Source organism: Blautia sp. AF19-1 (assembly GCF_003479155.1).
GTDB classification, from domain to species: domain Bacteria; phylum Bacillota; class Clostridia; order Lachnospirales; family Lachnospiraceae; genus Fusicatenibacter; species Fusicatenibacter saccharivorans.
Genome location: NZ_QUGQ01000012.1, coordinates 1 through 21,472, shown reverse-complemented (window position 1 = coordinate 21,472; position 21,472 = coordinate 1). Strand labels below are relative to the sequence as shown.

Below are 21,472 nucleotides of genomic sequence, written 5' to 3'. Positions count from 1 at the left end.
AAATCCTCTCTCTATGTTTCCTGTCTGCTTATCCCATGCAACTGGAAGGCTCCTGATTGCTGCGGTTGCCTCATAATCATTCATGACAGGCATTTTGCTTTCTCAACTCTTCGCTTATGGTCTGCTTAATTTTTTCATCATCCAACGGCTTTGCAAGATGTGCGTTCATTCCTGCTTCCATACACCTTTCGGCATCTTCCCTGAATGCATTTGCAGTCATAGCAATGATAGGAATTGTTTTTGCATCCTGCCGATCCAGAGCTCTTATTGTTCTTGCAGCTGTAAGACCATCCATCACCGGCATCATAACATCCATTAAAATAACATCGTATGTTCCCGGTTCGGAAGCTTCAAAATGCTGAACAGCTTCTAACCCATTGTTCACTGTTTCTACTTTAGCTCCATTTTCCGTCAGCATAAATTCTGCTATTTCCACATTCAGCTCATTATCTTCAACCAGCAATACCCGGATATCTGATATATCTGCATCAAAATCTTCTTTTTCTTCTGGCCGTGCATTCGTATCAATTTTAAATGGAAGTATTACAGTAAAACAACTTCCTTCACCAAGCTTGCTTTCAACTGTTATGGTTCCGCCCATCTTTTCTACAAGTTGTTTCACAATAGGCATTCCCAGACCTGTCCCATTATAATCAGAACGCGGGGAATTATCTGCCTGTACAAATGGAGTAAACAATTCATTTTTTATAAATTCTTCTGACATTCCAATTCCATTATCTTTTATTTTAAATTCACATGTCATGTGATCTTCTGATCTTTCAATCGTTCTCATACTCATGTAAATAAAACCATTCACCTTATTGTACTTCATACTGTTTGTAAACAGATTCATCAATATTTTTTTCAGATGAACTGCATTGCTCCAAACATATATACCACTGTAATCATCATGTTCTCCTATAACATGAAGTCCTTTTTCTTCTGCCTGAAAGTATAGCGACTCCGTAATTTCTTTACATACCTGATCCAGATTGATGGATTCATCACTAAAAACCACGGTATTCGATTCTAACTTTGCCATATCCAAAACATCATTTACCAATGATAATAGCAGTTTCGAAGACTCATTTATTTTATTCAGGCAATCTTTTGTCCGCTCACCATCATTTCCGCTTTTTTCAAGAATTGTAAGCATGCCCATAATGCCATTGATCGGTGTCCTGATGTCATGAGACATGTTATTTAAAAAGGAAGTCTTAGCCTTATTGGCACTCTGTGCTTCTACAAGTGCATTTTGTAATTCCTGCTGTTTTTCTTCAAGCTCCTGATTCAGCTTCAATGCCTGCTCAGCAGACTTCTTGGATTTTTCTTCCGCACGTTTTGATTTTTTCAAAGAATCAAGAATTATACACAGGACAACAAAAATAGAGATTCCAACTATGAGTGAGACAGCCAGTAAATTGTCCTGAATAAAATCCTTCGCTGTAACTTTTCGTGAAGAAGCATTATACGAAACTACTGCACCTGAAAATTGAGTTGTAGGCATAGATGTCAGTGTTTTATTCAGAATGGACAAAAGAACCGGTTCTCCCTGCTGAACAGCAAATGGAACATCAGCTTCTTTTGTCAGGAAAACACTATGAAGCTTATTATTTTTCAAATAGTCTGAAACAGTACCTGAATTGCTTACAATACAATCCGTCTCCCCTTTCTGCATTGCTTTTACTGCTGCATCTGATGTTTCATATTCCACAACCTTCCATTGCGGATAATTGTATGAAAGATATGCTTTCAATGCAAAATCATCTTTTTCAACGGCAGCTATATTCTCTTTATTTTCATCAAAAGAATCCTTTGCCGTAATTGCTGCCATATCGAGAGTCAATAGCGTATCCGACAAAGCAAATCCATTTGTTTCTGCAAAGTATGGATTCTGGTTTGCATGAAAAATCAGGTCTATTTTTCCATCCTGCAATGCCTGAAGCAGTTCACTTCTTGTCTCATATCCATTTAATTCAAATTCCAGAGTCTGACCTTGCAGACAATTTTCTGCAAGATCCACATAATCTGTAATAACACCTGTCAGTTTACCTGTTGATGGATCTACACTGCTGATACCTCCATCCTGATTCAGATACCCTATCCGGATTGCACCATGCTGCCCGATCCACTCACTTTCTTCTTTTGAAAGAAACGAGCTGCTCTGTGCAGAAAGATAACGCCTGTAGAGATCATCTGTGTAAAATGGGTTGTCATCCTTGATTCTGCGCATAGCACTATCCAGTGCTTCTTTGATATCCGGACGTTCTGGATTTATAGCGAAATAGATTTCTGTCTCTCCAATACTTGTAAGCGGTGAAATATCCGATTCTTCCCAACGGGATTCTTCTACCGAAACGAAGCAGTCAATTTCATGTTTCGACAGTTTGTCCATAATTTCTGTGGTTGTAGAAACATTGATATGCTTCGTATGCAGACCATATTTTGATTCCCATTCATTAAGCACATCCTCCACTATATTATCTTTAGACACACCAATATTTTTTCCCTCAAAAGAATCCAAATTTCCTGCTGTAAGATCCATATTGGATGCATCCGTATAGATGTAGTATTTCTCTTCCCCCATAGGCATATCGGAAAAAAGCATATTTTCAGCACGTTCGTCTGTATAGGAAATGCCACCAAGAATATCAATTTCTCCATTTTCCAACTGTGTAAAGCAGTTTTTCCAATCACTTGTTATGTATTTATATGTCCATCCTGCATAACCTGCAATATCTTGAAGATACTCATAACCATAGCCGCTTCTTTCTCCCTTTTCATTGACTACATTATAAGTTTCCTCAAAAGATCCTACCCGAATAACATGATCAGAATTTTCTTGGGCAGATGTGGAAACAGGAAAAACAACCAAACATATCATTATGCAAAATATAAAATAACAAAATTTGAAATTTCTTATATTCTGTACTAATTTGCACTTCTTCATCTTTCTCCCACCCTCCAGGCTACAGTCGCTTGCTTGCTTGCAGATTTTAATTTTACATTCATTAATGTTCAATACCTCCACAACATTTTTATAAATATCTTTGCGACAGCTTCTGCTGTACTTTTACTATAATTATACTCTACAGCCAACTTGTGTCAATTTACTAACAGAGTAATTACATTCTTTTACTCCTTAATCTTGCTATTACTCTCCCCACAAATAGAGCCAAACTAGAGTCATTCGATAAAACAAATGCCGAAAACCCGCATAAATACAGGCTTTCGGCATTTTAGTCCGTTACTCGAACTCCTTTGCGGACTGCGTTTCATGACACGCAAAGGCTGTTATTAGAAGTTTGTGTTTCGAACATGCGTTCTGATTTTGTGTTTTTCGCACCGCTTATGAAGAAATAAACTCCAAAATAACTCCATTTTACTCTTTATTATTTTGTTGTTCTTCTCTTGCGTACAGGAGATCCAATGCCTGACATACAACACCACTCATGCTCTGATAGTGTCTTTCTGCATACTCAACAAGTCTCTGTTTTTGTTCTGGAGTCACCCGTACTCGTATGTTTTCTTCTTTGCCATCTTTTGGTGTTTTTCTAGCCAAACATATCACTTCCTTTCCACAAGTACAGTTTACTACTGATTACTACAAAATGTCAATCTATTTTTGTTATATATATATTCTCTTGGACTAATCTTGAGCTATCTTGGACTAATTTACTTCTCACTCCTGTAGATCTTTATCTACAATCTCCCAGTAACCATTCTTTGGAGATCCATGTCTTATAAGAATACCATACTCTTTTAACTTCTTAATATTGTTCTCAATATTTCGACTGGCAACCCCAATTTTTTCAGCTAACTTAACTGCTGATAATTGATGATCTTCTGAAAGTAACTTTTTGACACTCCCCACAGCTAAAGCAGGGGGATTCCTGTTTCTTCCACCATTGCATTGGCAAATACCTTACGGTACTGCAATGTCTTACACGGTGTCCACAGGCTATATTTATACTGTTCCCGCATGCCCTGCGGTACAGTTTTCTTATCTTTATGCCGACTGCAGCTGCAGTCCTTTTTTCAAGATATTGATGCCTGCATTCGTATCCCGGTCATGAACTGCATGACAGCCGGGGCACTCCCAGATACGAATGCGCAGATTTTTCACCAGCGGATTCCGATAGCCACAGGCACTGCAGGTCTGGCTGCTCGGATACATCGTTGGTACTTTGCGGATTTCATTTCCATACCACACAGCTTTATATTCCAGCATTTCGAAAAACTTTGCCCACGAAACACTGGCTATCGACTTTGCCAGTTTATGGTTCCGGATCATTCCCTTTACATGCAGGTCTTCGATGCAGATGGTTTGGTTTTCACACACCAGCATCGTTGACTGTTTCTGCAGGAAATCATTTCTTTGATTCGTTACTTTTTCATGTACTTTGGCAACTCGAATTCGCTGCTTATCCCGGTTATGGGATCCTTTCTCTCTTCGGGAAAGTCTGCGCTGTTCCCTTACAAGTTTTCGCATCGAGCGTTCCAGATATTTGGGATTCGCTACTGTATTTCCGTTGCTGTCAGAATAGAACGTTTTGATTCCAACATCAATCCCAATCGTTCCACCCTGATTAGGTCGCGGTTCCGGTTCAAATTCAACGTTCAGAACCGCAAAATATTTTCCGGATGGCGTATGCTCAATGGTTACGTGACGAATGTTTCCCACTTCCATTGACTGACGCACTTTCACATATCCAAGCTTCGGAAGTTTGATATATCTTCCCACGATACGAATGTTGTCTTTTTGATTTACCGTTCTGTACGACTGAAAATGGTTATGTTTGCTTTTGAAAGTTGGATGGGACGCCCTTTTTTGAAAAAAGTTTACAAATCCCCGGTCAAGATCCCGCAATGACTGCTGTAATGCGATGGAATCGACTTCTTTCAGAAAAGCAAACTCTTCCTGCTTTTTCAGTTCCGTCAGCATGGCAGAAGTCTGGCCATAGCCGATTTTTTTCCCTTTTTCATAGCCTTCCTTACGCATGGCAAGTCCCCGGTTATAGATGAACCTGCAGCATCCCAGCGTCTGGTGGATGAAGTTTTTCTGTTCTCTGTTCGGGTAGATCCTGAATTTGATCCCTTTTTGCATTAGCCCATCTTATCCTTTTGTCTCTGCGATGTTTTCTGGTTTTCGATATACTGTTTTACTGCTTCCAGCGGGGCACCGCCAACGGTAGATACAAAATAGCTATTTGTCCAAAGCGTCGGCATCTTAGTTTTAAGATATGGAAATTCCTGTCTTAAAATTCTGGAAGTATAGCCTTTGAAAGATTTTACGGCTTTGTGAATACCAAACTGAGGGTCTACTTCCAGCAGCATATGAACATGATCCGGCATGATTTCCATTTCCAGAATCTCTACAGAAAGATTTGCAGCATACTCTGTGAGCAGTTCCTTCAACCTGGTATCTACACCATTGGTTAATACTTTTCGTCTATATTTAGGACACCATACTACATGGTATTTGCACGAATAGACGACATTGTTGTTTAATTTATATGTTGTATTCATGTTTGTATTATACTATATTTTTTCATTTAATACAACCACTATTTTGTCCATCTCAATTACTTGCGTAAATTCGATGGACGCGTCTTATCGAATTCCTAAAATCTCGGCTTCGAAAGTCCATACTCTTCTGCAGCATTAAGGATTCTTTTTATTCCGCTTCCCCATGCTTCTACAAGTCCCATCTGACTGAATATATTGGTAATGCCTTTATTCCGGATCTTCGAATGACCATTCATGACTTCCTCATAAGTTAATCCGTTATATAATCCACCCGGAGAAGTCACCTCCAGTCTTTCATCATAAACTGCGACCTGAATATAAGATTCATCCAACAGGTTACAGTGACAATGGGCGTTAATGATCATTTCCAATAAGCGGAGCTACCATAAAATCTGCCGGATCAGTAATCGCATCTGCCAAGAAAATGGACTTGCCACCAGTATGCCAACCGGAGAAAAAGGAAAAAGCTATAAAGAGAACATGGAATATCATCATGGCACCAGTTGGAAAGTCAAGCTACGTGTTGCAGTTGATAAGGCAATCTGGACTTCCATCAACTATGAGGAATTTCTACAAAAAATGCAGTTAGCCGGATATGAAGTCCGCCAAGGAAAACACCTGTCCTTCCGTGCACCGGAGCAGAAGGACTTCACTTACATGAAATCTCTCGGAAGTTATTATAGCGAAGAAAATATCCGCATCCGTCTGGCAAAAAATCGTAGCAAAGTGAAAACTCCAAAGCATCTGTCCAGAGGTGCTCGCCTGTATATCAATATTTCCACTTATGTTACAACCGGCAATCGAGAAGGATTTGAACGTTGGGCAAAACTAAATAATCTAAAAGAGGCAACCCGCACCTTCGACTATCTTTCTGAAAATAATCTGCTGAATTATGAAGATTTTCAACAGCATGTTTCTGATGTTGATGCTTCTGTTAAAGCGGCTGAACAGAGAATAACACAAATCAACAATGAACTGAACACGCAGAAAGTCATTCAAAAACATTGTGATTCTTACCGGCCCTGCCGTAAAGTGATTGAAGATTGCAAATCTGCTAAAAATCCAAACGCATACCGGACCAAACATCAAGCAGAATACCAACTCCACGATTCACTAAAAAAAGAGCTTCAGGATCTCGGTGTTACCAAAATCCCAAGCTCTAATAAAATCCAGAAGCGGATAGAAAATCTTGAATCTGAACAGGCTGCTACTGTCCGTGAAAAGCAGGAATTACAGAAAAAGCAGAAGACACTGGATATCATCAGACAGAATTTCACAGCACTGCTTAATTCTCCTGAGATCAGTTCAGACTTACTTCCAGCAAAACGGGAACCTATTTCTGTCACAAGAGATAAATAAGATTGCACTGGCAACTCACTCATTTTCTTTCAAATCTTCCCATGGTTTAAAACCCATTTTCTCCCAGGTGACGCCATACGGTGCACCTCCGGAGGTATTTGTTTTTGGATTATGACAGTTATATAACGAAACGAAAAGACCGGGATTTCCCGATCTTCTCATATTATTTATGGGATTTTCTTTTGCATATACTAAATATGATTAAGGATATTCCCATTAAGGAAAGCCACATAATTACATTCGTATCGTCTCCCGTTTTTACATTTGGAGTATGACTGCTATTATCACCTGATGGTTCTTCTGAAACTGGTGGCGTATTCGTGGTAATTGGTGGTATCGATTCATTTTTAAATTTAGGCTCTGCCGTTACATTCCAAATTATCTGACCATCATAATTACCTGGAACTGTTATGATAAAAGGTTCGCTTTGATATACTTGATTTCCAATTTGTGTTTTTTGTGTCTGCACAAAAAGATACACACCTTTTTCCAGATCTCTGTACATAACTTCTCCATCGGAATTGGTCTTCCCTGATATTCCTTGGATGCCGTTATCCTGTACATATTTTCCCAGTTTTTTTGCAGCTTCTGCCTGAGCAGAAGAATCCTCAAAATCAAATATGACTCCAGACTTTGCAAACTCACTCACTAATGCCCATGAATTATTTTTATATGTTCCAACCTGATACATCGTAAATTCAATATTACTTAGCTTATATACCGTGGTCTCATCTTCAACAGTTGCTTTTAATAATATACTTCCCTGATCATTCGCAGACACAGGTAACGGAATGAGGAGTAAAAGCATACACATCACACTGGCCATACACATATATATTCGCTTATGTTTAATTATTCTGCTCATGTTTTTTCTCCTTCCTGCGTTTATGAGATTTAATGCTCACCCATATGATGATCAAAGCAACAATTCCCCCAATCAATAGAATCAAATTGAATGGAATTGTATGATGAAGACCAACTTCCTCATCTATCTTCTGTGCCTCTTCATACGGAATTCTGGTGCCACGTACAAGCAGTCTGTGTGTATTAACTGCATAAGGAGTGCATGTGACCAGCGTTACATAATCCTTGCCTTTTTCAATTTGTAAAGCATCTGTATCTGATGGCAATACTGTCAGAATCTGATCCACCTGATAGGCAAAGGTATGATGAAGAACTTTAATATAAAATACATCTCCAACCTCCATCTTGTTCAGGTCGGTGAATATCTTGGCATTTGCAAGTCCACGGTGTCCGGATAATACCGCATGACAGCTCTCACCGCCTACCGGAAGCGAGGTGTTTTTCAGATGTCCTACACCTGACTGCAGTACTTTTTCGGATGTTCCATGATAAACCGGAAGAACAACATCAAGCTTTGGGATATCAATATATCCCATCATTCCAGTATCATCAATTTTCAAAAGTTTGTTATACTCATCATCTTCTGTCTGGTTTTCATTGCTTTCTGAAAATGGATCTGCTATGGAACCAATTCCGATCAGGCTTTCGTTGTAGTCCTGTGCCTGCTTGATCATTGCATTTTCCTGTTCTTCCGACAAATGCGAAACTTCCTGTTCATAATCTGTAGCAATGGTTGTGCTGTTCATCTGATTAATGTAATTACTCACTACCGGATACAGGATTAAAGAAAATGCCATCAGATATCCGATTCCTCTTAGTATTTTTACTACTTTCTTCATAATACCTTTCACCTTTTCGTCTGTTTCTTCTGAAATATCCAGTCCACACTGGACATTTCAGAAAAAGCAGACATCCTCCCGGTACAATACCGGGAAGATGAACTGTCTTTTTATCCATTCTTAAACTTCAGAATGTCTTAGTTTTTTGCTTTCTTTTTGCCAAAAGCTTTGCTTGCTGTTAATACACCGAAAAGAACGATACCAGCCAGTGTTACCATGAGGGCACCCTTGCTACCAGTAGATGGAAGCTGTGCACCTGTTTTGTTTTCTACAGCTACTTCTGGAGAAGTTTTTGTATCTTTAATTTCTTTACCTGTTGTTGTAGTTCCATTGTATGTGTAATCAACTGAATAGCTTGTCAGTTTTCCGGTTTTTGGATCATAGTTTGCTTTAATCTCAACCTTGATATCGCTGAGAAGCTTATTGTATCCTTCTGGTGCTTTTGTCTCTCTTAAGTAATAAGTTCCAGCATCAAGACCTTTTACAAGTACTTTTCCGTCAGCATCGGATACAATTTTTGCAGAAGTAAAGCCTGTTGCTTTAGCTTCATCGGCTGTTGCCTGACGGTATACACCTTCTCCTTCGTCTACAATATTAACCTTCGCCTGTTCATCTGCTGCAGTACCTTCTGTGTTTCCCTTGTAAAGCTCAAATTCTGCCTTTGCAAGTGCAGTCTTATCTTCTTTATTATTCTGGTCTTTTAAATAATATTTATAAATTGTAAAATCAAAAGTATGTACATCTACGATGCTTGGCTCAGATGTACCTGTTCCACCTGTTGTCGGGTCATTACTGTATTCAACGACCGCCTTGTTGGTATTTGGATTCATACCGATTACAGCATCTTTGTTTAAGGTTGCAGTGTAAACAACTGTGATTGTCTCGCCTGTATGATTCTTATAGGAATTATAGAAATCATTTAAGGTAACTGTTAAAGTACGTTTAGCCTGGTCATATGCAAGTGCGTATGTATTAGTTCCTGATTTCTTAGCAGTAAGTGTTGTATTTCCAACTTTTACAGATAGTACTTCTTTTAAGTCCAGTCCTTTGGACAAAGTATCGCTAAATTTAAAAGTATAAGAATTATATCCTGTCATGTCCGGCACTTTAGAAGTCAGCTGATAAGTGACAGTATCGCCAATTCCAAAATCTCCAGCTTTCTTTTCATCTGATTCGCTGTGTGGTGCGATGGTATCTTCAGGATTATTCTCATCGTCCAATTCCATCTGATGGCTGCCATCCCATGAAGCATCTACAATAGCACCAACTGTAATTCCGCTTCCACTCTGTGCCGGAATGATTTTCTTGTCTACTGTCGGGTAATTGCTCTTCATGTTAATTGTAGCTGTATCAGCTGTAATGCTAACTAAAGATGCTGCAGATGTATAAGTCTGATTTCCTGGTGCTGTGGAGGTATCTGTTGCTCCTTTTGGATAAACTAAATAGTATCCATATGCTAAATCAGAAACTACTGTAGAAGTTGCTGTCGTATTAACTGTTTTTGTTGCTGTAATATGGTTCTTTGAATCTAAAATCCATCCAAGCACATCTTTAGCAAATGTTTTCGCTGTAGCAGCCTCTCCATTTGCTCCGACCTGTTCTTTAACATAGTTATATGCCGCTTCACTTAAAGCTTCGCCTGTTAAACTTTCAGATCCTGGAATTCTAGTATTATTCTTAAAAAATCCTTCATATGCACTGTTCAGTGTATATGCTACATTCTCGCCACTTTTTGTTGCTGTAAAAATCTGATACAGATCCAGAGTCTTTCCTTCCACTGTATTGTTGACTGTCAGGGTTCCTTTTGGAGCATCTGCTGCAAATGCAGTCATGCTCATGGACAGTATCATGGTCATTGCCATCAGAACTGCCATAAATCTTGATACTAATTTCTTCATGTTCCTCTTCTCACTTTCTTTTGATTTTTTATTGGTTCGCTTGGGATTCCTTCAGCTTTTACGGTGGAAGTTCCCCACGCAGCCATATCTCTCTCATGACTCTACTCCCCCTTTCCTACATCGTCTGTTTCCGTTTCCTTCTGCGTCCGGTATAAAGCAGGAACGCTAACAACAAACCACCTGCTACGATGAACATCATGATGCCTTTTCCGCCAGTGTCCGGAAGAAGTGCAAAATGTCGGTTGATAATCGTGAAGGTAAATCCATCATCAGAGCTTTTTATTGTAGTTGTATATCCGTTTATTTCCGTTTCCGTAACAGAATATTCATAATAATGCGTTTTGTCAGCATCATCTTTTATGTAGGCTGGAAGAGTTTCAATCACTTTCTGCCATGTAGATTTTGAAATATCACCTTTTATTTCATAGTTTTCATATCCCGGCACAACTTCTGTTTGTTTTGTTCCTTCCGCATCCGTCCAGCTTCTGGAAATTGTGACCGTAATAGAGTCTGGTCTGAGATTGTCCATATTTCGGAAATCTTTCCAGACTTTGTTTATCGTCAGGTTTACATTCTCATCACATGGATCCTGCGTATCAGACGGTTCCGGTGATGTGCTGTCACCTGTATTGACTGTCGTTTTGGCATCTGACATCAGAACAGCTTTTGCATCTGATATATATGCATTCAGATCTGCTGTTTCAGAAGAATCTTTTGTTGCCATAACTGCATTCTGCAAGGTGTTATACTCATCTACCTGCACGACATGTTTTATCGAGAAGATACTCCATCCATTTTCCTGACTGAACGTATCTGTCAGAAGTTTAGAATTCTTTTTGATCTCATCAAAACTAATCGCCGGTTTTCGGTAGATACGATAATTGTTATTCTCGCCTTCTACACCTGCTTTTGTATTAAAGTCATATGCAGAGTCCAGATCACTTTTTCCGCTGAATGGTCCCACCAGCTTAGATGTTCCACGGACCACATCGCAGTAATACATATTGTTATTCTTCAGCAGTCCTTCATCGTTGTATCCAACAAAACCTCCGCTTCGTCCATCATTTGCAGAACCATCCGCATCATTTCCTGCTCCGCCTGCATAGACATCATATCCTGTACTAATTCCATACACACTGCTGTCCGTGATCTTTGTCCTGTTTGCCTTGATCAGATTGATACTGATATTAGACTTTACATCATTATCTTTTGTTATGATTCCATCTTTATCACAAGGAAGCTTGATGGATGAATCTCCGATCTTGATGATTGCAAGATCTGTCTGTTGATTATTTTCTGTCGACTTTTTAGACAGCCCGACAGAAATATCCAGTCCCAGCAGATTCACATGGAGAAGATTTCCCTCATACAGTGCATCAACCTTCACAATTCCAAGATTGATATGCAAAAGGTTGGAATCCTGGATCTTATCCAGATATAACGCCTGTACAAGCTGATTCAGAACTACGAGCAACGCATCCACCACTGTGGAATCCAGTTTTACATCCGCTAGATAGGCAAAGCTTGTTCTTCCTGCGAAGCCACCAGCTGTTCCACCGGATTCTACCAGTTTCAGGCTGTTTTCCTGATTTTGAGCATCTCCTGCATTACAGCCTGACATTCTGGCAAGATTTGCGTAGCCGATAAATCCTCCCGCAATCTGCTCATCTCCGCCTTTACTCTGAACAGTATAACCTCCAGGTATGCCTGTCACACTGCTGTCATCAATGTGGGAACCGAAAATATCCAGAACGCCGAGGGCACCGCCCAGGAGCTGTCCTGCATTATCTCCCAGCACATCCAGCTTCTCCATTTTTACAACTCCGCTTTTTCCGGAGTATCCTACAAAACCGCCGACGCTGTTTAGTCCAGTTACATAATTTAATCCCATTACGCTGCTGTTTTTGACAGAGCCATTTAACAGGGAACCGCCAAATCCTCCAGCCGTTCCGCTATATGTTACTTCATTATTCTGGCCTGATTTTGTCGCTGTGTTAGCACTGACGCCAAGCCCTGCATCTGGACTTCCTGTGACATTTCCGTAATATACATAACTTCGGAACGCATCCAACACATCGGTTTTTCCAAGTTTTAAAAGATACTGTAATACCGAGGTCTCATTACCTGCACTAATGTTTGCGGCACCGGAAACATCCGCAATACCGAAGCATCCACCGGCATATTCACCGGCTACTACGGAACGAATCTTGTCTGCACGGATTCCGCTTCCCGGCGTATCCTTCTCGCCGAGGACCGCTCCGCAGAGACTTCCTGCAAATCCTCCTGCTGCTTTTGCGTACCCGGTATTGCTTCCATTTTGATAGGTTCCGTTTACGATCACGCCCCAGTCATCCCAGGCTGACACAGATGCACAGCGGATGGTAGAAACAGTAGCATTCAGAACCTTAATCAGTTCTGCCGGAGCATTTACCATAAGAACATCCAGAAGCTTATTCAAAAGTCCCTGCTTTGTAGCTGTATCAATAGCTGCCACACTACCTGGATCTACTTTTCCAGCAAAACCGCCTACATAGGAAGTTCCATCTACACGCCTTAAATTTGTGATACTGCAAGAGGTATTTTCATCTCCCCAGATCTGACCGCCGATCATTCTTCCCACATAGCCTCCGGCAAATCCTGCCAGGTCTTTGTCTGCAATACCGGTTGCTTTGATCCTTGCTCCGGAACGATATCCGTCCACATGGGACTGTTTTACAACCGGCACAAAGGTTTTTAATGCCGCCAGACCGTCTGCACCGATAATCTTAAGACCTGCCAGTGAAACGTCACCTGTGTTTGCCACAGAACCGGTAAGCATCTCACCCGCAAATCCACCGCTGCTTCTGAAGGCTTCCACTGACTGAAGATCTGTTGCAGTTCCATTTGTCACGGTACCGCCTTCCATACGGCCTACATAGCCTCCGGCAGAACCGCCCTGTGTTGCTTTACTTGCCAGAATGCTCCTTCCTGCTGTGACTGCGTATCCATATGCATACTGAGAAATGATCTCATTTAACTGTTCTTGATCATTGACTTCACCAAGTGCCTGTAATTTATTACCGTAACTTCCATAAGAACCGACAGCACCAACCCATTTGTTCCAGGTATCCGTATCCAGTCCACGAAGCGGTCCATAAACAGCTGTATTCTTTTCTGTCGGATACACCGCCTGAAGAAGCGTCAGCGGATTATCTAGTTTGATAAGACCAAATAAAACCTTCAGACTTCCTGTATCTGCAACATTCGCACACCGCATCAGTCCTGTATAACCTCCGGCATATTCCGTTCCATATACGGAACGGATACGATAGGCCGCACATTCTCTTACGGTTCCTGCATATGTAGAGCCTTTCCAGTTATCCGTATTGTTTCCCCAGATCTGACCGCCATAGTTGTAACCTGCATATCCTCCTGCAAGTCCACGGTAAATGCTGTCATCACTTTCAGCCTGAGCCCTCACAGCACCTCCACAAGGTACACAGGTTGTTTCACTGTTTTTGATCACAGGAACAAATGCCTGTAAAACGCCAAAAAGATTATCTGCCTTGATCAGTCCTCCAAGAGCACTTAATCCATCTACCACATCTGCCGCACTCCCCGGCTCCATGGTTCCAACATATCCACCGGCACTTTCACGCCCTATGATATGTGCAAAATTATAAGAATTACTATTCTGAATCTGAACTCCAAGAAGTTCTCCTGCATATCCACCGGCTTTTCCGGTATCACCATCTCCATCTGTTGCAAGAACATTAAATCCGCCTGTTGCTCCGTAAACATCTGAGCTGTCTATGATAGATGCAACTACGGTCAACGCTGATAACAGATTTGAGGCAGAAAGTACCTTATCCAGAACGCTTGCACCTCCGATAGCCGCCGTACTTCCCATAGCAGCTTTCCCAATATAGCCGCCGGCATAACGATAACCATTTACCGCATATGCACTGTCGCTTCCGTAATAACTGCTACCATCTTCCTGCTGCAGATTCTTTGGCTCACTGACACCTGTATGCTGCAATTTATTTACATCGGAATTGCTGATCTGTACACCAGTTCCGCATCCGATAAAGCCTCCGGCACTTCCGGCATCCGCATCGTTGGTGCTGTCTTTTTCAAGAGTACCTGTAACGGTAACAGTAAACCCTTTTTCTACAGAATTAACACTGGCATTACTGATCACCGGAACAAAAGCATTGACCAGGGATAGTAATCCTGTCAGATCAACCAGTTTTGTAAGAATTGATGATTTAGCTCCAATCTCTGCAACTGCTCCAGCTTTTACAAGACCTCCGAACCCTCCGGCATAACGAAGGCCTTCTACTTTCAGAAGATTTTCTACTGCCGTTCCTTTTCCGGAATCAACAGCATTTGCTGAATTATCTACATGACCGCTCTGCATCTCTCCAACGAAGCCACCTGCATAGCCTTCTGCGTTTTCAAATCCGCTGTCAGCCGTAACTGTCAAACCATCTGCGGTACCAGCAACTTTGCAATTCGTAATTTTGCTGGATGCCGCCTGAAGGACACTTGCCAGCTCTTTCAGACTCAGGATCTTACCAAGGACACTATTCAAAAAATCTCCTGTGGCATCTCCTGCCTCCGCTGCACTTCCGGAGCGCATAATTCCGATATAGCCACCGGCATGATATGGTGCTGTGACTTCTTTTACATTGGTCACATCAGAATTCTTAACCATGACTGCTTTTCCATTACCGATATAACCCCCGGCATCTCCAAGAGCCACATCATCATTTTTTCCGGATGCTGTTACAACTAAGCTGTCTCCCTCAATAGAAGAGTCGGAAATTCTCGGATAAGCCACATCCATAACACTGAGAAGCTGATTTACATTTAAGAGGCCCAGTAACTTAATAGAACCTGTCTGTGCCACATCACCAGGCATCAGCCTTCCTGCAAAACCACCGGCATAGCTGGTTCCCTTTATATAAGAGAGTCCGGTAATATTTGTTGTTGCAATCGCACCAGCCTCACCTTCGGTTGTTCCATCCTCACTATTCGTGTCTGCTTTGAATCCGGAATTGTTGTTTCCATAGTTGATATCTACTGCCTGTCCGTCTCCCACAAAGCCGCCCGCCATATCAGCGGATACCTGAGGGTCAGAACCATTCGAAACATAGGCAATAGAAGTATTATTGAACTCCGGTCTCAGGGCACTGACAACTCCAAGCAGATTCTCTAATTCAATTCCTGTCAGTTTTGATGTAGTGGAATCTCCAGCACTTAATGCATCTCCGGCTTTAGCAAAACCTGCAAAGCCTCCGGCTTTTCCTGATGTTGCAGATGCAGTAACAGTTTTCAGGTTGCTGATCTTAGTGTCCCTTGCTCGTCCACTAATGCATTCTCCAATAAAGCCACCACTATAACCTTTCTCATTGCCAGTAGACACACTATATCCTGACGAAACACCTGAAACAGTGCTGTCAACTGTAAACGTCTCAATCATCTGCCCTACAGAAAGAAGGCTGTCAATTTTCAAAAGCGGTAATCCAAGAAGTTTAATACCACCAACATTAGCAAGAGTACCACTTCCGAAATATCCGGCAAATCCTCCTGCACACTTTCCAGCCGTTACAGAATTCAGATTTGTGACGGATGTTTTCCTTACTTCTCCACCTGTTCCATAACCGATAGCACCTCCGGCACGACCATTCTCCTGATTTGACGCAGTAACTGTAAGTCCCAAAGAGCCTCCGTTTACGGAACAATCTTTACATTCAAAACGCATGTAGTCTGCTGCTGTAACTGTTCCGCCAAGGACATCACTGACACTGGTCATTTTAGCGTAACCTAAGATTCCTCCAGCATTCTCTGTTGCTGAAACAGACATGCTTTCTGATGCAGTAATACTATTAGAATGCTCATTAAAACTGTAAGAAATACTGTTTTTTGCAAGCATACGATTCAAAGCTTTTGTAGTTGATTTTGAACCATCTGCAAGTTCTGAAGTATTAGAAACCTGAACAGCTCCGGCATATCCTACAAGTCCGCCGGCATATTTGCCACTGGCATCTAAGGATATCGTACTTCCGTCAATGGTACATCCGCTTATAACAGAAGGGCGAAGTCCCACCAGGTTCAAAATATCCATATCCGTAATATTACCGTTCAACAAACCTGTAAGAAGTTTTTTCACAAGATCAAGAAGACCTTTATTTTCATCAATAGATGTAACAGCACCAAGGGTTGCTAAGCCGGCAAATCCTCCGGTATAATCTTTTCCGGACACTGTACCAAGAGAAGAAATACTGCAGTTCACGGCATAACTGTTACGCATTTCTCCTATAAATCCACCTGCATAACCACTTTCCTTACCAGAGCTTCCTGTCGCAGATACATTTGCACTGCCATTAATGCTACATCCAAGCATTACTGTATTGACCGGGAAATCAGCTATTTGGATTCCCAGATGATCCAGTGCACCTGCAACAACTGCATTGGAAGCACGACCAATAAATCCTCCTGAGTAATCTGTACCATTAACACTCTCAGTACCATTAACTGAACATCCAGTCATTACAGCACCTATTGTTTCACCAGCAAATCCACCTGTATAATTCTGCCCAGATATCGTATCATTGCCAGATACTGAACAATTGCTGAACACCGGATTCACATAGCCAATTGGAATCAGGTTTCCAACACTTAGAACGCCTCCATTCAAAAGCGTTGTAATCAGATCCCCAAGACCTAATACTGGAATCAAGTTTAATAAAGTACTAAGTGCGTCCGTTACTCCTTTAAGCACTCCTGAAAGGGCTTCATATTTTGTAATACCTGAAATGTACCCGACAAAACCACCTGTCCAGCTGTTTGCATTAGACACTCCTGATAATCCTTCTACATGACAGTCTGATATTTGTACGTTTCCTTTTACAACACCGGCAAAAGCTCCTGTTGAAAAAGATTTTGGATCCTTTTCCAACCCACTTGATAATCCCAGGATTTTTAAAACTCTGGTCAACACTACACCAAGCAAACTAAAATCTTTTTTAATAGAATTCGTTGTCGTTGATACAGAAACTCCTGATAAGGTAAGATTTTTTACGACAACCTGTTTTGATGAAATCTGTAATGAACTGTCATATGGGGTCGATAAACTTCTGAAAAATCCAACACCATATTCCGTGTCCGAGCTACTTCCATTTGAATAAGCACTCTGATTAATTGCTGTGTCCTGTACCATCTTTACATTACTGATTTTGACATTAGCACCTTCTGTCATTCCCTTGCGGCCTTCCATATTTCCCTGGAAGTTCTTTATAGGAGTCCAGTTATCATCTTTCCCATTAGAATTAGTCCCTTCTTTGGAAAGATCAATATCACGAAAGATAATATAATTCGCATCCTTACTGTATTTATATCCAGATCCTGCAATATTGGTATTGCTACTTTTGGATGTATCATAGGTAAGGATGTAAGTTTTATTCTCGTCAACCGTTATACTTTCCGGAGTTGTATCATCAGTAAAATCACTTTCGTCACCATCACTTGTAAAAGCATCTATATCATCACTTTCTGACTCAGCTACTTCCTCACTTTCTACCGGAGTCATATCAATCAAATCTCTGTCTTTTACAGTTGCACCTGCTTCAACAGATGCCGCTTCGGAAGCACTGGCAGTACTGTCTGTCGCAGTTACCGTCATATCGGCTGACTCCTGAATAGTACTGCTCACATATACATAACGCTTTGTAGCTGTTGTGCCAGCTATATCCAAGGATGAATTATCCAGATATTCTGTTTCTCCCAGCTTATGGTCACCTTTTTTATTTCCATACAATTCTTTTCCAGACCAATTATATGTATCATTAAACTTTACAATATCCGCATCACCCGGATAATACAGTTCTGTTTTGTATGTCTGTGTATCAGCTGCTGGTTTCCAGGCTGTATATCCACTCAGTGCGCCCCCAAGTATTCCCGGCTTTTTCTCTCTTGTTTCATACACTCGCCAGATTGGCTCTGTCACATCCGTATCTGTTCCGATTGCCCGAAGCTGTGTTTCATTTCCAATCAGAATATAATTTTTATCACCAATCTTTTTTACCACCTGACCGAAATAATTTCTTCCTTCATAGTCGGACGGATATGCGCTAGTAATATCCTGAGTTGTCTCCTCTGTCCCAGCCTTATTTGCAAGAAGCTCCGGTGTTTCTGTTGTAAATGAAGAAGCAAGCACATAATTATGTGTTTTGCTGTAAGTAAGATAGGAACCATCTTCCAGTGTAAAAACCTGTCCCATTCCAACTTTTTCAGCAATATAATCCTCGCTCATTACAGGTTCGCTGTCTGAAGATTCCCCTTTCATCAATTCAAGCTGGTATCGGTTATACACATAAATCGTATCAGTCACTGAATCATATACTGTGTTGCCCGTGCGCTCTGATGATGAAGTGATGCTACCTGTAAAATCTGATGGGAAGTTCCAGACATTTTCATTATCTATTGGAATATCATTCATCAAACAATAGGAAGCGTCTGATGCATAGGTAAGTTCTGCACCATCTGCAAGAACCTTATCCCCTTCACCAATATTTCCATCTTTGTCTCCGGAAAACATCTGTGTTCCTGTACCGATTTGCAGAAGTTGCTGGTAATTGTAGATACATATTTTTCCATCTTCATAATCTGGATTTGCTTCTTCCAAAGTATCTGAGGTGTTTTCATCCTCGATAATTGTTTCTTCTCCATCTGTAAATCCTTGATCTTCAGAATTACCAAATTCCTCTGTTACTTCAGAACTAATATCTGTATTTGGCTCTGATTCTCCTTCAAAAGAATCAGGAATATCACTTTCCGTGATATCAGATATTTCAGATGTATCACTGCTGAAACCATCCTGTTCCGATATATCTGTAATTTCACTATTGGTCTGCACATTCATTCTTTCTGAATCTTCAGCATTCGCAACTACGACTTGCGAAGATAATAATGTAACACACAGAACAACTGCTGTAATTCGTCTTAAAACACTCAATTTCTTGTTCATAAAATCGCCTCAAATCTTCTGTCATGCTTGACTTTTTGTTACTTTTAACCACTCTGGCTGCTTTGCTGCCGCCGTCAAGCACTGGATCAGTTTTTTAGAAAACGCTCCGCATTCACCATTTGAAATCATCCGTATCGCCTCTTCTGGTTCATATTTTCTTTTGTATGGACGATCATTGATCAATGCATCGTAAGCATCAACAATCCCAACGACCTGTGCGCACATCGGAATCGCATTCCCTTTTAAACCGTCTGGATATCCTGATCCATCATATCTTTCATGGTGGTGTCTGCATATTTCATAGCTATATTTGTTCAGCTTTTCCGTTGTTATCCCCTCTGGGAATCTCTGGGTCATCGCTGCACCTACTAATGGATGTTGTTTTACTACATTCATTTCTTCATCTGTCAACTTTCCATTTTTATTCAAAATTTCAATTGGTACTTTTATCTTTCCAATATCATGAATCGGTGCCAAATGGGCTACTGAAGCAATTTCTTCATCCGTAATTCCATATTCCGGATAATTCTTCTGCAATTGAAGATATACCTGTTTCGTATAGAAGCTGATATCGTCTTGATACCCTGATTCAACTAACTGATTATGATTCAATACAGTAGTTAAAAGTGATACCATATCCCAATACTGCTTTGCCATATCCTGTTCTTTCTTTACGAGTTCCTGTTCCATCCTTATAACTGTGTTCTGGACAATCTTCTCATTATGTAAGGTAATAATTGCAGTATTCTCATTTGCATCTATATATTTTTTTGCTTCCATCCAAACATATGCATTCTTATCTTTTCCAGTAATTCTGCGATACGGAAGATCTTTTTCCATACATCCATCAACTAGTCTTTCTTCTAATCCTTCACTTGATAAGAAGTCATGAACCATTTTTTTATCAGAAGTATACACATATCTTTCTATATATTGATTTATGAACTCTTCATAACTTTTTGTTTTCCTTACTTTCTCATACACTTCACGGATATGTGAATATACACACTCGTAGCTTTTTTCTTTCAAGTTCAGTTTTAATACAACATAAAATCGTCCAAAATATTCATCTTCTCCAGGACGGATAACGTCTGAAACCTTTACGCTCTCTAATTTATTATTGTATGTATTCTGCAAACTCAACAATATTTTATGTATCTTGCAGGTATCTTCTAAATTTCTGGGACAAAAACGATCTTCTTCCAAACAACGATTAATTGCCATTGTTTCCTCTACACACGATATAATATCCATTAAAGAAATGTTCTCCGGTTGTTTTGCCAGCATATAGCCACCATTTATACCTTCACAGGCATTGACTATTTTTGCATCTTTCAGTTTTTTTGCTATTTTAGGAACATAATTAGCAGAAACATTTAGCTTCCGTGACAATTCTGATGTAGATACCATCCGTTCCTGTGCCGCTAAGTAACATACAATTCTAATTGCGTAATCTGTCGAATTTTTCAGTTGCATCGTTATCCCTCTAATCTAAACCCTGCGAGGTCTTAGTTTATATCAAAAAAAATATCAAAATTTGATATCTTCAATATTTTTCGCTGATAATCTTTCTCATCAAGTGTGATATTATACGCTATTAAACTTAAAAATATAATGCACAAAGGATGAAAAATTTTTAACGTTTTTTTATTCAAAGTGCTCCATTTGCGATTAATGGTAAGCGCAAAATATTGCTACATTACTCATGAATTACGCTTGCACCAAAATGATAGATGCAAGCGTTTTACTCCAGTTTAGTTTTGACAGTTCGTTTTCGCAGTCTCGCTCCATGGGGCAAGCTGTTCCAACTGTTCATCTGACATTTTATCGTCTGGCCGCTGTGATAAGAGATATGTCAGATATTTATAGGTGTTCAGATCATTCGCTTTTGCCATCTCAACCATTGTATACACAATAGCGCTGGAGGCAGCTCCTTTCGGACTGGCACTGAACAGCCAGTTCTTCCGGCCGAC

General features: G+C 40.5%; 13 protein-coding genes. 1 reads left to right on the top strand and 12 read right to left on the bottom strand.

All coding sequences use genetic code 11. The features are described from left to right. Positions 1 to 76 precede the first annotated feature (76 nt). From DWX26_RS09415 to DWX26_RS17710, 6 genes are all read right to left on the bottom strand, one after another. Positions 77 to 2,950: a response regulator gene (locus DWX26_RS09415; RefSeq protein WP_118601330.1), complete on the bottom strand. Its 2,874-nt coding sequence runs from the start codon at positions 2,948 to 2,950 to the stop codon at positions 77 to 79. Positions 2,951 to 3,382: 432 nt separating this feature from the next. Further along, a complete protein-coding gene (locus DWX26_RS09410) occupies positions 3,383 to 3,562 on the bottom strand; it encodes a hypothetical protein (protein WP_028086473.1) in 180 nt (59 codons plus the stop codon). A gap of 120 nt (positions 3,563 to 3,682) precedes the next feature. Continuing rightward, positions 3,683 to 3,874 carry an HTH domain-containing protein gene (locus tag DWX26_RS17715; protein ID WP_238033612.1) on the bottom strand — a complete coding sequence of 64 codons (192 nt, stop codon included), beginning with the start codon at positions 3,872 to 3,874 and terminating at the stop codon, positions 3,683 to 3,685. Between the two features lie 135 nt (positions 3,875 to 4,009). Beyond that, positions 4,010 to 5,107, bottom strand: a complete 1,098-nt coding sequence (tnpB, locus tag DWX26_RS09400; RefSeq protein ID WP_055221357.1) for an IS200/IS605 family element RNA-guided endonuclease TnpB — start codon at positions 5,105 to 5,107, stop codon at positions 4,010 to 4,012. Continuing rightward, complete coding sequence (tnpA, locus tag DWX26_RS09395; RefSeq protein ID WP_055227164.1) at positions 5,107 to 5,529, bottom strand: IS200/IS605 family transposase; 423 nt, start codon at positions 5,527 to 5,529, stop codon at positions 5,107 to 5,109. The genes tnpB and tnpA overlap by 1 nt, the downstream gene beginning before the upstream one ends. 95 nt (positions 5,530 to 5,624) lie before the next feature. Beyond that, a complete protein-coding gene (locus DWX26_RS17710; protein ID WP_242856692.1) occupies positions 5,625 to 5,894 on the bottom strand; it encodes an ATP-binding protein in 270 nt (89 codons plus the stop codon). Between DWX26_RS17710 and DWX26_RS09385 the strand changes: the two genes are divergently transcribed. Then, a complete protein-coding gene (locus DWX26_RS09385; RefSeq protein ID WP_243030608.1) occupies positions 5,887 to 6,888 on the top strand; it encodes a relaxase/mobilization nuclease domain-containing protein in 1,002 nt (333 codons plus the stop codon). The genes DWX26_RS17710 and DWX26_RS09385 overlap by 8 nt on opposite strands. 163 nt (positions 6,889 to 7,051) lie before the next feature. On the opposite strand, the gene DWX26_RS09380 is transcribed toward DWX26_RS09385, so the two are convergent. From DWX26_RS09380 to DWX26_RS09355, 6 genes are all read right to left on the bottom strand, one after another. Beyond that, positions 7,052 to 7,753, bottom strand: coding sequence for a pilin N-terminal domain-containing protein (locus DWX26_RS09380; protein WP_118601329.1), 702 nt, complete (start codon positions 7,751 to 7,753; stop codon positions 7,052 to 7,054). Further along, positions 7,737 to 8,591 carry a class C sortase gene (locus DWX26_RS09375; protein WP_118601328.1) on the bottom strand — a complete coding sequence of 285 codons (855 nt, stop codon included), beginning with the start codon at positions 8,589 to 8,591 and terminating at the stop codon, positions 7,737 to 7,739. Before DWX26_RS09375 ends, DWX26_RS09380 begins: the two co-directional genes overlap by 17 nt. A gap of 137 nt (positions 8,592 to 8,728) precedes the next feature. Continuing rightward, positions 8,729 to 10,489, bottom strand: a complete 1,761-nt coding sequence (locus DWX26_RS09370; RefSeq protein WP_118601327.1) for a SpaH/EbpB family LPXTG-anchored major pilin — start codon at positions 10,487 to 10,489, stop codon at positions 8,729 to 8,731. Between the two features lie 115 nt (positions 10,490 to 10,604). Continuing rightward, positions 10,605 to 19,499, bottom strand: a complete 8,895-nt coding sequence (locus tag DWX26_RS09365) for a Cna B-type domain-containing protein (protein ID WP_118601326.1) — start codon at positions 19,497 to 19,499, stop codon at positions 10,605 to 10,607. Positions 19,500 to 19,520: 21 nt separating this feature from the next. Next, entirely contained in the window at positions 19,521 to 20,975 is a 1,455-nt protein-coding gene (locus DWX26_RS09360; RefSeq protein WP_118601325.1) for an Rrf2 family transcriptional regulator, read from the bottom strand. Positions 20,976 to 21,253: 278 nt separating this feature from the next. Further along, positions 21,254 to 21,472, bottom strand: a 219-nt coding sequence (locus tag DWX26_RS09355; RefSeq protein ID WP_147398116.1) for a transposase domain-containing protein, incomplete at its 5' end; no start/stop codon positions are given.

Excerpts from the sequence above, each read along its gene's own strand:
- DWX26_RS09380 (WP_118601329.1), bottom strand. The coding sequence starts at position 7,753 with ATGAGCAGAATAATTAAACATAAGCGAATATATATGTGTATGGCCAGT.
- DWX26_RS09415 (WP_118601330.1), bottom strand. The coding sequence starts at position 2,950 with ATGAAGAAGTGCAAATTAGTACAGAATATAAGAAATTTCAAATTTTGT.
- tnpA (WP_055227164.1), bottom strand. The coding sequence starts at position 5,529 with ATGAATACAACATATAAATTAAACAACAATGTCGTCTATTCGTGCAAA.
- DWX26_RS09365 (WP_118601326.1), bottom strand. The coding sequence starts at position 19,499 with ATGAACAAGAAATTGAGTGTTTTAAGACGAATTACAGCAGTTGTTCTG.
- DWX26_RS09385 (WP_243030608.1), top strand. The coding sequence starts at position 5,887 with ATGATCATTTCCAATAAGCGGAGCTACCATAAAATCTGCCGGATCAGT.
- DWX26_RS17710 (WP_242856692.1), bottom strand. The coding sequence starts at position 5,894 with ATGATCATTAACGCCCATTGTCACTGTAACCTGTTGGATGAATCTTAT.
- DWX26_RS09370 (WP_118601327.1), bottom strand. The coding sequence starts at position 10,489 with ATGAAGAAATTAGTATCAAGATTTATGGCAGTTCTGATGGCAATGACC.
- DWX26_RS09375 (WP_118601328.1), bottom strand. The coding sequence starts at position 8,591 with ATGAAGAAAGTAGTAAAAATACTAAGAGGAATCGGATATCTGATGGCA.
- tnpB (WP_055221357.1), bottom strand. The coding sequence starts at position 5,107 with ATGCAAAAAGGGATCAAATTCAGGATCTACCCGAACAGAGAACAGAAA.
- DWX26_RS09360 (WP_118601325.1), bottom strand. The coding sequence starts at position 20,975 with ATGCAACTGAAAAATTCGACAGATTACGCAATTAGAATTGTATGTTAC.